General features: G+C 68.3%; 10 protein-coding genes. 5 read left to right on the top strand and 5 right to left on the bottom strand.

The window, feature by feature from the left end; translation table 11 throughout:
• The first annotated feature begins 24 nt into the window (after positions 1-24).
• On the top strand, positions 25-939 hold the full coding sequence (locus tag ACZ5Z0_RS00810) for a hypothetical protein (protein ID WP_464109467.1): 915 nt from the start codon (positions 25-27) through the stop codon (positions 937-939).
• A 114-nt stretch (positions 940-1,053) separates the two neighbouring features.
• Here ACZ5Z0_RS00810 and glpK read toward each other — a convergent pair whose 3' ends face one another.
• The 3 genes from glpK to ACZ5Z0_RS00795 form a co-directional block, all read right to left on the bottom strand.
• A complete protein-coding gene (glpK, locus tag ACZ5Z0_RS00805) occupies positions 1,054-2,568 on the bottom strand; it encodes a glycerol kinase GlpK (protein ID WP_464109466.1) in 1,515 nt (504 codons plus the stop codon).
• A gap of 57 nt (positions 2,569-2,625) precedes the next feature.
• Positions 2,626-3,378: an MIP/aquaporin family protein gene (locus ACZ5Z0_RS00800; RefSeq protein WP_464109465.1), complete on the bottom strand. Its 753-nt coding sequence runs from the start codon at positions 3,376-3,378 to the stop codon at positions 2,626-2,628.
• Positions 3,379-3,530: 152 nt separating this feature from the next.
• Positions 3,531-5,345: a glycerol-3-phosphate dehydrogenase/oxidase gene (locus ACZ5Z0_RS00795; protein WP_464109464.1), complete on the bottom strand. Its 1,815-nt coding sequence runs from the start codon at positions 5,343-5,345 to the stop codon at positions 3,531-3,533.
• A gap of 124 nt (positions 5,346-5,469) precedes the next feature.
• Between ACZ5Z0_RS00795 and ACZ5Z0_RS00790 the strand changes: the two genes are divergently transcribed.
• The 4 genes from ACZ5Z0_RS00790 to ACZ5Z0_RS00775 are packed head-to-tail and all read left to right on the top strand — an operon-like array spanning position 5,470 to position 9,373.
• A complete protein-coding gene (locus ACZ5Z0_RS00790) occupies positions 5,470-6,432 on the top strand; it encodes a sugar-binding transcriptional regulator (protein WP_464109463.1) in 963 nt (320 codons plus the stop codon).
• 48 nt (positions 6,433-6,480) lie between these two features.
• On the top strand, positions 6,481-7,350 hold the full coding sequence (locus tag ACZ5Z0_RS00785) for an aldo/keto reductase (RefSeq protein WP_464109462.1): 870 nt from the start codon (positions 6,481-6,483) through the stop codon (positions 7,348-7,350).
• Positions 7,351-7,361: 11 nt separating this feature from the next.
• On the top strand, positions 7,362-8,291 hold the full coding sequence (locus tag ACZ5Z0_RS00780; RefSeq protein ID WP_464109461.1) for an alpha/beta fold hydrolase: 930 nt from the start codon (positions 7,362-7,364) through the stop codon (positions 8,289-8,291).
• A complete protein-coding gene (locus ACZ5Z0_RS00775) occupies positions 8,288-9,373 on the top strand; it encodes a glycosyltransferase family 4 protein (RefSeq protein ID WP_464109460.1) in 1,086 nt (361 codons plus the stop codon). The genes ACZ5Z0_RS00780 and ACZ5Z0_RS00775 overlap by 4 nt, the downstream gene beginning before the upstream one ends.
• 80 nt (positions 9,374-9,453) lie before the next feature.
• On the opposite strand, the gene ACZ5Z0_RS00770 is transcribed toward ACZ5Z0_RS00775, so the two are convergent.
• Positions 9,454-11,622 (bottom strand): primosomal protein N', encoded by a 2,169-nt coding sequence (locus ACZ5Z0_RS00770; protein WP_464109459.1) that lies wholly within the window; start codon positions 11,620-11,622, stop codon positions 9,454-9,456.
• A 176-nt stretch (positions 11,623-11,798) separates the two neighbouring features.
• Positions 11,799-13,034, bottom strand: a complete 1,236-nt coding sequence (gene metK / locus ACZ5Z0_RS00765) for a methionine adenosyltransferase (protein WP_464109458.1) — start codon at positions 13,032-13,034, stop codon at positions 11,799-11,801.
• Positions 13,035-13,055 lie beyond the last annotated feature (21 nt).

Genomic DNA, 13,055 nt, shown 5'->3' with positions numbered 1-13,055 from the left:
CAACCCCAAAGAGAGGTGTGTTTCATGTTTCAGCGACGAAGGCGGTTCACCGCCTACGGTTCGGCGGCCCTGCTGGTGCTGGCGACGTTCACCGCGACGTCGGTGCCGGCGGCCGCCGCCGCGCCGTCGCGCCAGGAGCTCTGCGGGCCAGGGTCGGCGATCCGGTTTGACCGGGATGACTATCCGTCGTCACCGCGGATCGACAACAAGTGGTTCCCGTTGACGCCCGGCATGCAGTTCACGACGGCCGGAAGGGTCACGGACGCCGATGGCACCCGTGCCCACTCGGTGGTCCACACCGTCACCGGCCTGACCAAGGTGATCGACGGCGTCAAAACCCTCGTGATGTGGGACCGGGACTACTCCGACGGGGTGCTCACCGAGTCCGAACTCGCCTTCTTTGCCCAGTCGGACAAGGGTGATGTCTGGCTGTTCGGCGAGTACCCCGAGGTATACGAGAACGGAAAACTCATCGGTGCGCCGAGCACCTTCATCAGCGGCATCGACAGGGCACGGGCAGGAATCGCCATGCAAGCCGAACCGCACCGGAACACCCCCGCCTACGTGCAGGCTTACGCACCCAAGGTGGACTTCCTGGACTGCGGGGACGTGCTGTACAAGAACCTGCGGGTCTGCGTCCCGACGGGCTGCTACAACGATGTGATGGTGATCGACGAGTTCAACCCGCTGGATCCGCCCAGCGCGGGCCATCAGCGGAAGTACTACTCGCCAGGCACCGGTCTGGTGAAGGTCACGGCTTCCGGCGGCGACAGCCGGGAGTTCATGGACCTCGCCAAGATCAAGAAGCTGAACCGTTCCGAACTGGAGCACGTGAACGCCGAAGCGCTCAAACTGGACCGGCGCGGCTACACCGTCAGCGAGGACGTCTACGCCAAGACGCCGCGCGCCGTGGTGGCGTATCCGCGTTCCGGCTCCTGACGGGCGCGGGACCGCCCCCGGCGCGGCCTGTGGCCCCGTCCCACACAGAAGAGCTCCGGTCAGCCTGGCTGACCGGAGCTCTTCCGCGGTGCGGCTGACCGCCCGGGGTGAAGGCTACTTCACGTCCTCGTCGACCCAGTCCATGGACTTGGTGACGGCCTTCTTCCAGAGACGCATCTGGCGCTCGCGTTCGGCCTGGTCCATCTTCGGCTCCCAGCGCTTGTCCTCGGCCCAGTTGGCGGAGCATTCGCCCAGGTCCTTCCAGAAGCCGACGGCGAGTCCGGCTGCGTAGGCGGCGCCCAGCGAGGTCGTCTCGACCACCTTCGGCCGGATCACCGGGACACCCAGGATGTCGGCCTGGAACTGCATCAGCGCATCGTTGGCAACCATGCCGCCGTCGACCTTGAGCTCCGTCAGGGGCACCCCGGAGTCGGCGTTGACCGCGTCGAGCACCTCGCGGGTCTGGAAGGCGGTGGCCTCCAGCGCCGCGCGGGCAATGTGGTTCTTGTTCACGAACCGGGTCAGGCCGACAATCGCGCCGCGGGCGTCGGAACGCCAGTACGGAGCGAAGAGGCCGGAGAACGCCGGCACGATATAGACGCCGCCGTTGTCCTCGACCGCAGCAGCCAGGGTCTCCACTTCCGGGGCACTGCCGATCATGCCGAGGTTGTCGCGCAACCACTGCACCAGCGAGCCGGTGACGGCGATGGAGCCTTCCAGGGCGTAGTGCGGCTTGGCGTCGCCCAGCTTGTAGCCGACAGTCGTCAGCAGGCCGTTCTTGGAGTGGACGATCTCCTCACCGGTATTGAAGATTAGGAAACAGCCGGTGCCGTAGGTGTTCTTGGCCTCGCCGGCGTCGAAGGCGGCCTGGCCGAACGTCGCCGCCTGCTGGTCGCCGAGGATGCCGGCAACCGGCACCTCGCGCAGCAGCTGGGACGTGTGGACCGTGCCGTAGACCTCGGAGGAGGACTTGATGGCAGGCATCATGGAGGCCGGGACACCGAAGGCGTCCAGGATTTCCTGGTCCCAGGACAGCGTCTCGAGGTCCATGAACATGGTCCTCGAGGCGTTGGTGACGTCCGTGACATGGACGCCGCCGTCGGTCCCGCCGGTGAGGTTCCAAAGCACCCAGCAGTCGGTGTTGCCGAAGACCAGGTCCCCGGATTCCGCCTTGGCGCGGGCGCCCTCGACGTTGTCCAGGATCCACTTGATCTTGGTGCCGGAGAAGTAGGTCGCCAGCGGCAGGCCCACCTTCTGCTTGAAGCGTTCCGGGCCGCCATCCTTGGCGAGCTCGTCGACGATCGGCTGCGTCCGGGTGTCCTGCCAGACGATTGCGTTGTAGACCGCCTTGCCGGTGGTCTTGTCCCAGACCACCGCGGTTTCACGCTGGTTGGTGATGCCGACGGCGGCAATGTCGTGGCGGGTCAGGTTGGCCTTGGACAGTGCGGAGGCGATGACCTCGCGGGTGTTGTTCCAGATCTCGGCGGGGTCGTGCTCCACCCACCCGGCCTGCGGGAAGATCTGCTCGTGTTCCATCTGGCCGGAGGAAACGATATTGCCGCTGTGGTCGAACACGATGGCGCGGGTGCTCGTGGTTCCCTGGTCAATGGCGATTACATACTGGTTCATGCTGACGTCCTTGTCGGTTGGGCCTGCAGTTGAAATTGATGCGTACGGCTGGGATTCCTAGGAAGCGGCGGCGGTAGCGATGATCGGCACTACTGCAGCGACAATGCCGGCGAGTCCGCCGCCGACGAGAGGTCCGACCACCGGGATCCACGAGTAGCTCCAGTCCGAGGAGCCCTTGCCCTTGATGGGCAGCAGGGCGTGGGCGATGCGCGGGCCAAGGTCACGGGCGGGGTTGATGGCGTAGCCGGTGGGGCCGCCAAGGGAAACACCGATGCCGACAACCAACAGCGCCACGGCCAGCGGGCCAAGCCCTGAGGGCGTGCCGCCCAGGGTCAGGATGACGAAGACGAGGACAAAGGTGCCGATGATTTCGGTGATCAGGTTCCACGGGGTGGAGCGGATGGCCGGTCCGGTGGAGAAGACGCCCAGCTTGCTGGCGGGCTCGGGTTCGGCGTCGAAGTGCTGCTTGTGCGCCAGCCACATCACGACGGCGCCCAGGAACGCACCGAGCAGTTCACCGCCGAAGTAGGTCAGGGTGGAGCCGAAGTCGACCGCGACACCGGGGGCGTACTCCTTCTTGCCGTTGAGCAGCAAGCCGAAGGTTACGGCAGGGTTCAGGTGCGCGCCCGACTTGGCGGCAACGAAGACACCACAGAAGACGGCAATGCCCCATCCCCAGGTGACCATCAGGAACCCGCCGTTGTTGCCCTTGGTGCCTTTGAGCGCGACGTTGGCCACAACGCCGCAACCCAGCAGGGTCAGCATTGCGGTGCCGAATACTTCGGACAGGAAAACTATTCCAAGAGACATCTTTGACTCCTCTATTTTCTGTTGTCAGCCCTTCGCGAGTTTGAAGGGCCGTTGGGCCAGCAGCGGTTTCGCGCTGCCGGCCAGCCACTGCCGGGCCCACGAGGGACCCTGCAGTCTTTGCGCCCGGACAAACCCGTCCGGGCACGCAAGCATCAGGCGACCAGGCTGTGGACCTGGACTCCGTGGAACCGTTCGAGCACCTCCTGGGCGTGGTTGATTTCTGCAGCCCGGGCCGCGGTGTCCCAGCCCAGCGGGCCGGACAGGATCTCGGCGGCTTCGTTCAGCAGCTCCCCGGTCACCAGCCCGCGGAACGCGAGCGAGGTGCGGCGGACCAGCACGTCGATCAGGTGCCCGATCTGTTCGTTCTCCGCCATGTACTCCAGTTCACGCACACTCAGTTCGCGGGTGGAGTGCAGCAGCCGGTCGGGCCCGGCGTCGAGGTAGGCCATCACGTCCACCGCGCGCGTGCCGTAGCGGGTCAGCAGGCCCGCTGTCCGGTCCGCACCACGGCCGGCGTCCATGTGCGCCTTGATCCAGCGCTGGACGCCGTCCTCGGTGGCGGGGAAACCGGCACCGCCGCCGATGGCGAGTTTCGCGGTGGAGACTTTCCGTTCCAGGCCGAGTTCGGCCAGGACGTCGTTGCTGAGGTGCTCGGCCAGGGCCCGGAAGGTGGTCCACTTTCCGCCCACCAGACTGAGCACGACGGCGCCGCCGTCGGCCTGCTGCCGGTCGCCGCCACTCCGCTGGCCGTTTCTGGCCGGGCCGCGGCGTTCGATCCGGTAGTCGCGGCTGACGAAGCCGGGCTGCGTGGCGTCGTGCCGGGGCAGCGGGCGGACACCGGAGAAGGTATACACGATCTGTTCCCTGTCCACCGCCACGTCCGGGAAGACATGCCCGATGAGGTCGAAGAAGTAGTCAATCTCGGCTTCGGTGCAGACCGCGTCCTCGGCCATGTCGGCGTCGACGTCGGTGGTGCCGACCAGGACGCGGTCACCCATCGGGTAGATCAGCACGATCCTGCCGTCCGTGTGCTCGAAGAAGATCTCCCGGCCCTGGCAGGCCTCAAGCAGCTCCGGGTGGTCCAGCACGATGTGCGAGCCCTTGGTGCCACCCATAAAGGCCGAGGCGGCGCCCATGGCCTGGTTGGTCAGGTCGACCCAGGCGCCGGTGGTGTTGACCACCACGTCGGCACTGAAATCGAAGACCTCGCCGGTCAGTTCGTCACGGAGCTGGACCGTGCCGGACCGTCCGCCGGCTTCCGTCGCCGCGTCCATGGAGACGAGGGAAAGGTAGTTGCTGGCGCGGGCGCCGTTGCCGCTCGCCTCGCCGGCCTTCTCGCCGTCCTGGAGGACGTCCAGGGTGAGCCGCTCCGGGTTGTGCACGGAAGCGTCGAAGTAGGTCGCAGCGTACTTGATGCCCGGGTGCAGCCGCGGCAACTCGGCCAGGGCGCGCTTCCGGCCGCGGAACTGGTGGCGCGGGACGGTGCCGCCGTCGCGGGAGAAGAAGTCGTACATGCTCAGGCCCAGCTTGATCAGGAAGGCGCCGCGCTCCTTGGGTGCGCCCTGCTGCTTGTGGGTCAGGAACCGCAGCGGCGCCGCGAGGATGCCCGAGAACGTGCTGAAGATCGGGATGGTGGTCTGCAGCGGCTTCACGTAGTGAGGCGCGATGTGCAGGAGTCGGTTGCGTTCGACCACGGACTCCTGGACGAGGCGGAATTCGCCGTTTTCGAGGTACCTGATGCCGCCATGGATCATGTGCGAGGAGGCGCCGCTGGCGCCCTGGCAGAAGTCGCCCCGTTCGACGAGGGCCACGTCTACGCCCTGGAGGGCCAGGTCACGGAAGGTCCCGACTCCGTTGATTCCGCCGCCGATGATCAGCACCTGCGCGTGCGGCCGGTTCCGCAGCTGCTGCACCGATGTGCGCTGGCTGTTCGACGCCGGATGGCCGGATGAAACCTTGTTTCCCAAAACTGCTCCTTGGGGCTTGGTACTGCGCGGCGCGCCGTCTGGCACGTCGCCGTTCAACACTATTCTTTGGACTAATGGAAAATGGAGTCAAGCACTATGCACAAACGTGCAGATTGGAAATGGAATGTCGCCCAGCCGCCAGTCCGACGCCCTCCGGGCCGCCCAGCTGTATTACCTCCAGGACCTGACCATGGACGCGATCGCCCGTGAGCTCCGCACCTCCCGTTCGACTGTTTCCCGGCTCCTCTCCGCGGCCCGGGAATCCGGCCTGGTGCAGGTCCAGATCCGCAGCCCGCTCGACACCGGCCCCGAACTCGAGAGCATGATCCGGGCCGAGTACAAGGTCGATGTGCACGTCGTCCCTGTGGTGGACACACTCAACGAGGCGGAAACGCTGGACCGGGTGGCGATGCAGGCTGCACGCACCATCGGCCCGCTCGTGGACTCGAACGCCATCATCGGGGTGGCGTGGGGCTCCACGTTGAGCGCAGTCAGCCGGCACCTGACCCGGAAGATCACCCACGACAGCATCATCGTCCAGCTCAACGGGGCGGGAAACATGCAGACAACCGGCATCACCTACGCCTCGGACATCATGCGGCGCTTCGGCAGCGCCTACGGTGCGCGGGTGGAACAGTTCCCGGTGCCGGCGTTCTTTGACCACGCGGCCACCAAGAAAGCCATGTGGAATGAACGCAGTGTTCAGCGCATCCTGCGGCTGCAGTCCCGGATGAGCATCGCAATCTTCGGGGTGGGATCGGTCGACGCCGACTACCCCAGCCACGTCTACGCCGGCGGCTACCTGGACGAGGACGACCTGAACGTCCTGGCCAATTCCGACGTCGTGGGGGACGTTGCCACCGTCTTCTTCCGCGCCGACGGCTCCTCCGACGGCATCACCCTCAACGAGCGTTCCACCGGGCCGGACCTGGCCCAGCTCCGGCAAGTCCGGCGACGGATCTGTGTCGTGTCCGGGGCGTCCAAGATCAACGGGCTGCGCGGGGCGCTGGCCGCCGGCCTGGCCACGGACCTGATCCTCGACGAGGCCACCGCCCGGCGGCTGGTCGGTACCGAAGGCCCGAGCTGACGGCCGGCCGGCGCCGGCCGGGCCGCCGGAATGGGTAGAGTCGGTGCTATGAGAATTTCCCCCCGGCTGACGCTGAACAACGGTGTGTTGATGGACCGCCTAGGGTTCGGGCTCTACAAGGTTCCACCCGCCGACGCCGCCGGGCTCGTCACCATGGCGCTGGAGGCCGGATACCGGCACTTCGACACGGCTGCCATGTACGGGAACGAGACCGGCGTCGGGAAGGCGATCGGCGCCCTGTCAGCCTTCGACGGCTCCGCCGGCGGCTCCGGCGAGCTGCACCCCCCGCTCGCCCGGGAAGACCTCTTCGTGACCACGAAGCTCTGGAATGACGACCAGGGCTACGACGCCACGCTCCGGGCCTTCGACACCTCCATCGCCAAGCTGGGCCTGGAATACGTGGACCTGTACCTGATCCACTGGCCCTGCGCCCGGCGCGGGCTCTACACCGAGAGCTACCGCGCCCTCGAAACGCTTTACCGCGAAGGCCGGGTCCGCGCCGTCGGGGTGTCCAACTTCCAGCCCGCGCACCTGGAGCACCTGCTCCAGACGGCTGAAGTGGTGCCCGCAGTCAACCAGATCGAGCTCCACCCGTGGCTGCAGCAGGCCGAACTGCGGGCCCTGCACGCCTCGCTCGGCATCACCACCGAAGCGTGGAGCCCGCTGGGCCGCGGCCAGGTGCTGCAGGACCCGGTGGTTCTGGAGCTCGCCGCCGCGCACCGGCGCACGGCGGCGCAGATCATCCTGCGCTGGCACCTGGAACTGGGCAACGTCGTCATTCCCAAGGCCAGCTCTTACAGCCGGATCCGCGAGAACCACGACATCTTCGGTTTCAGCCTCGGCACCGCGGACCTGGACGCCCTGGCCGGCCTGGAGCGGGGCTTCCGCACCGGCTCGAACCCCGACGACGTCATTTAGGATCCGATCGAATGGAACACGTGGCCACCGAATCCTCCCCCGCACCTCCCCTGCTTAGCGCCGAACTCGAGTCCCGCAGCAGCGCCTCCGCCGTGGACCTGGGCGGCACCAGGGTCGCCTACTGGACCTACGAGCCGGTCCGCGAAACCGCGGCGACCCGGACCATCCTGGTGATCCACGGGTTCCGCGGCGATCACCACGGCCTGCTCCGCGTGGTCGACCAACTGCCCGACATGCGCCTGATCATGCCGGACCTGCCGGGGTTCGGGGCCTCCGGCGCCTTCCGCGCCGGCGGCCACAGCGTCGAGGGCTACGGCAGGTTCATCAAGGACTTCATGGCAGCCCTGGGGCTCGGCCCGGACACCGTACTGCTCGGCCACTCCTTTGGTTCAATCGTCACCAGCCACTTTGTGGCCGACAACCCCGGCGCGGTCGCCGAACTCATCCTGATCAACCCCATCGCCGCGCCCGCCCTTGAGGGGCCCAAGGGACTCATGACCAAGGCTGCGGTGCTGTACTACGAGGCCGCCGCCCGGCTCCCCCGCCGCCTCGGAAACGCCCTGCTGCGCAACCAGCTGATCGTCCGGGTGATGAGCGAGACCATGGCCAAGACCAAGGACCCGGTGGTGCGGCAGTTCGTCCACGACCAGCACAGCGCGTACTTTTCCGCCTTCGCCGACCGCGACAGCCTTCTCGAAGCCTTCAAGGCCTCGGTCAGCAGCAACGTCGCCGAGGTGGCGCCGCGCCTCGCGTTGCCCGTACTGCTGGTGGCCGGCGAGAAGGACGAGATCGCGACCCTCCCGGACCAGCACAAGCTGTTGCCGCTGCTGCCGGACGGAACTCTCGAAGTCATTCCCGGCGTCGGGCACCTGATCCACTACGAAACCCCGGCGCCCGCCGCGGGCTTCATCCGACGCTTCCTGAAGGACCACGCCGCGTGAAAATCCTCATTGACGCCCGCTTCACCAGGCTCGACCACCACGATGGCATCAGCCGCTACGGTGCCAGTCTCATTGCCGCGACCGCCAAGATCGCGGACGTCTCCATGCTGATCAGCGACACGCGCCAGCTGGCGCTGCTGCCAGACGTCCCCTACACCCTGATCAACAGCCCGCTCTCACCGGCCGAGCTCTTCGTCGCAGCCAAGGTCAATCCGCTGGGGGCCGACGTGGTGGTGTGCCCGATGCAGACCATGGGCAGCTGGGGCCGGAAATACGCCCTGGTCCTGACCCTGCACGACCTGATCTACTACGAACACCCGGCACCTCCCGGGTTCCTCCCCGCACCAGTCCGGGTGCTGTGGCGGCTGTACCACACGGCGTTCTGGCCGCAGCGGGTCTTGCTGAACCGGGCGGACGTCGTCGCCACCATCAGCTCCACCACGGAAGCCCTGATGGCCAAGTACCGCCTGACGAAGCGGCCGGTGCGGATCGTCGGCAACGCCCCGCAGCCGGGGCTCACGCCGCGGGATCCCGGGGCCGGCGCCGATGAGACGTTGCTCTACATGGGCTCCTTTATGCCCTACAAGAACGTGGAAACCATGGTCAGGGGCATGGCGGAGCTCCCGGACATGACCCTGCACCTGCTGAGCCGGATCACGCCCGAACGCAGGGCGGAGCTGGAGGCCCTGGCCCCGGCCGGCGCCGACATTGTGTTCCACAACGGGGTGACGGATGCCGAGTACGAGGAGCTGCTGGCCCGAACCACCGCCTTGGTCAGCCTTTCCAAGGCGGAAGGCTACGGCCTGCCCTTGGTGGAGGCCATGTCGCACGGCACGCCGGTCATCGCCAGCGATATCCCGATCTTCCGCGAGGTCGGTGGGGACGCGGTCAGCTACGTGGATCCGGATTCCCCGTCGGCCTTTGCCGCGGCCGTCCGCGCCCTTGAGGAGCCGGACCGGTGGAAGGACCGTTCGGGCCGTGCGGTGCAGCGCGCGGCCGAGTTCAGCTGGGACGCCTCCGCGCAGCGCCTGCTGGCCGCCGCCGAGGAGGCCGTGGCCCTGCGCGCACGCAAGCGCCGCTAAGCGCCGCCGTTTCGCTGGTTCCGCGCCCATTCGACGCGCACGGACGTCTAATGCGCAGGGAATCGTCGAAAGGGCCCCCGTTAGAGGACGTCGACGCCGTCGAGCCGCAGCTGCACCGGATCGTCGGTACGTTTGGCGGCCGCCGCGGCCTTGACCGCGCGCATCGCCCTGGTGGCTTCGGCGGCCTGGGCGTAGGGAATGAACAGCAGGGTCCGGACCTCCTCGCCGCCGTGCCTCTCTGCGCCCGGCGGTGACGCTGCCGGCCCGGGACCGCCGATGCCTTGCAGCGGCGCGGGTCCGGCGGACCTGAGTACGATGCGCTGCTTGGCCAGGGCGGCCTCGATGGCGTGGGTGAAATGCCCGACGGCGGTCCGGCCTCCGGTGACGGACGCAATACGGACCGCGGGCGGCAGCGAGAGCTCCTGCCGCAGGGCGAGCTCCCGCCCGGCGTAGCCTGCCGGGTCCCAGCGCAGCAGCGCACCCACCCCGGCGGTGTCCTCGGCGGTGATGACCACCAGGCCGCCCGCGGCCGCGGGCCTAACCAGGGCTGCGGCGTTGAACCAGCGCCGGACGGCGTCCTCGCCCGCCCGGAGGTTTTCGCGGCGCAGCAGCGAGTCGCCGTCCAGCAGCAGCGCGGCGGCATACCCCCGGGCCGCAACCGGCTCCGCCCCGACCGTGGCTACCACCAGGGCCTTGGAGTCCGGGACCGTGGCCAGGACACGGTCCCCGGAGGAGGTGACCACGGGCTTGCCCGGAAAGGCCCGGCCCAGTTCCTCCGCGGTCCGCAACGCGCCCGTCGCTCCCCGGCGGAGCCGGACCCCGTTGCAGTGCACACAACGCCATTCCGGGGCGGCCGCGGAACACCAGCGGCAGACGGGCACGGCTGCGTTGCCGCCGGGCCCGGCAATCGCCAGCGGGCCGTTGCAGGCGGTGCACCGTGCCGGCTCGCGGCAGCATTCACAGGCCAGGGACGGCGCGTAGCCGGCCCTGGCGACCTGGACGAGGACGGGGCCGCGCTCCAGGCCTTCCTTCGCGGCCCGCCAGGCGGCGCCGGGCAGCCGTGCGATCCGGGCCAGCGGGTCTCGCTCCTGCTCGAAACTGTCGGCGGTGTTGAGGACGCGCGGCACGGTGCGGCGCGCCACGGTCCGTTCCGCCTCGACCGGGCGGGCCCAGCCGGATTCCACCAGCCGTTGCGTCTCGGTGCTGCGTGCATGGCCCGCGAGGAGGCAGGCGGCCCCTTCGTGCGCTGCCCGGAGCAGGAGGACTTCGCGGGCGTGGGCATACGGGGACCGCTGTTCGATGTGCAGGTCGTCGCCGTCGTCCCAGCAGACCACCAGGCCAAGCTTGTGGACCGGGGCGTACGCGGCGGAGCGTGTCCCCACCGCGACCCCGGCCGCGCCGCTGAGCACCCGCAGGAAGCTGCGGTACCGGGGGGTTGGGCCGTCGTCGGCGGTGAGCCTGGCGACATCACCGGCCGGAAGCAGCTCCAGCAGCGCGCCTTCTACGCGGTCAAGGTCCCGGTAATCGGGGACCACGACGACGGCGCCCCGGCCGGAGCGGCGGACAGCGGCAACGGCTTCGGCAATCATGCGGGGCCACCCGCCCGGGCCGAACCCCTGGAGGGCACTCAGCGCGGCACGGGGTGACTCCCCCGCTCCGAGGTGCTGCAGGAACGCCGGACCGTTGTGGTACTCCGCCCAGCCGGACGGTACGGGGGCCTCCGGCGCTGCGGGAGCGGCGTTCGCGGCGGCGGAGTCTGCGGCGAAAAGTGCAGGGTCCAGCAGCCCGCCAGGTGCGAACTCCTTGTCCAGTTTCGCCATCCGGGGCGGGACGGCGACACGCAGCACGTCGCTGACGGTCCCGGCGTAGCGTGCCGCCACCCGTCCGGCCAGTTCGGCTACCGCGGGTGTGAGCACCGGCACCGGGGACACGACCTTGAACAGCGGCACCAGGGGGTGGCCGGCATCGGAGGCCGCAGCTCGTTCGAGGAGGTAGCCGCCCAGCTCCTGGCCGCTGAATTTGACCCTGACCCGGACGCCTGGCCGGGCTGCTGCGTCCAGTTCGGCCGGCACGCTGTAATCGAACGGCCGGTCCAGGTGCGGGAGGGATGACTCCAGCAGCACCCGGGCAACCGGCAGTTCGGCGGCAAGGGCCGGTCCGGCCGCCGCCGCGGAGGCGGGGAAGCCGTGCAGCAAGGAGAGCTGCAGTGGTTCGTCCGGCGCTGTTGCGCCGCCCCGGGCTGGGGTCATGGTGCCTGCCTCCCTTCAGCGGCTGGTCGCGGACAAGTGCGATGAGCAAGACCGTTAAGCACGTAGCCAGGCCGCCGTTCGGCGGCCTGGCTACAGCACATCACAGGGCTAAGACATTCAAGAAGCTGGCATCCAAAAGCTGGCGTTCATAGCCTCTGGAGCCGCGAGGCCGGGCCTCAGGCGTTGAAGAATGCCTTCAGCTCGTCGACCCGGTCGAGGCGTTCCCAGGTGAAGTCAGGCTCGTCGCGGCCGAAGTGGCCGTGGGCGGCCGTCTTGGCGTAGATCGGGCGCTTCAGGTCGAGCGAGTCGATGATGGCGCGCGGGCGCAGGTCGAAGATCTCGGCGATGGCGGCGCTGATCCTGGCCGGGTCCACGGTTTCGGTCCCGAAGGTCTCCACGTAGGTTCCGACGGGGCGTGCCTGGCCGATCGCGTACGCGATCTGGATCTCGGCGCGCTTCGCGAGGCCGGCTGCCACCACGTTCTTGGCGACCCAGCGCATCGCGTAGGCAGCCGATCGGTCCACCTTCGACGGGTCCTTGCCGGAGAAGGCGCCGCCGCCGTGCCGTGCCATGCCGCCGTAGGTGTCAACGATGATCTTGCGGCCGGTCAGGCCGGCGTCACCCACCGGGCCGCCGATCACGAAGGCGCCGGCGGGGTTGAGGATGTTGCGGGACCGGGAGGTGTCCAAGTTGGACAGCGCCATGACCGGGTTGACGACGTGCTCGGCGAGGTCGGCCCGGAGCTGGTCGAGGCTGGCTCCTTCGGCGTGCTGGCTGGAGATCACGACGGTCTCGACGGACACGGGGCGGTCCCCGTCGTAGCCTACGGTGACCTGGGTCTTGCCGTCGGGGCGCAGGTACTCCAGCAGGCCGGACTTGCGGACCTCGGTGAGGCGCTCGCTCAGCCGGTGCGCGAGCCAGATCGGGACCGGCATGTAGGAGGGGGTTTCGTCGCTGGCGTAGCCGAACATGAGGCCCTGGTCGCCGGCGCCCTGGAGGTCGTAATCGTCTTCCTGGCGGCCCTCGCGGGCTTCGAGGGAGTTGAACACGCCGCCGGCGATGTCGTTGGACTGCTGGCCGATGGAAACCGAGACCCCGCAGCGGGCGCCGTCGAAGCCGTTCGCGGAGGAGTCGTAGCCGATCCCGAGGATGGTCTGGCGGACGATCTGCGGGATCTCAACGTAGGCGTCCGTGGTAACTTCGCCGGCAACGTGGACCAGTCCGGTGGTCGCCAGGGTTTCCACGGCGACGCGGGACTCCGGGTCTTTGGTCAGCAGGGCGTCGAGGATCGCATCGCTGATCTGGTCACAGATCTTGTCGGGGTGTCCCTCGGTCACCGACTCGGACGTGAAGAGCCGGAGCGAGGCGGGCGTGGACCCGTGGAAGTCTGGGATGTGCAGCGGTAAAGTCACTCAACTACCTTACTGGTTGGG

The sequence above is a fragment of the Arthrobacter sp. T2-23 genome (genome assembly GCF_055398325.1).
Note: the sequence above shows the minus strand (reverse complement) of the source record. Positions and strands in the feature narration are given on the sequence as shown.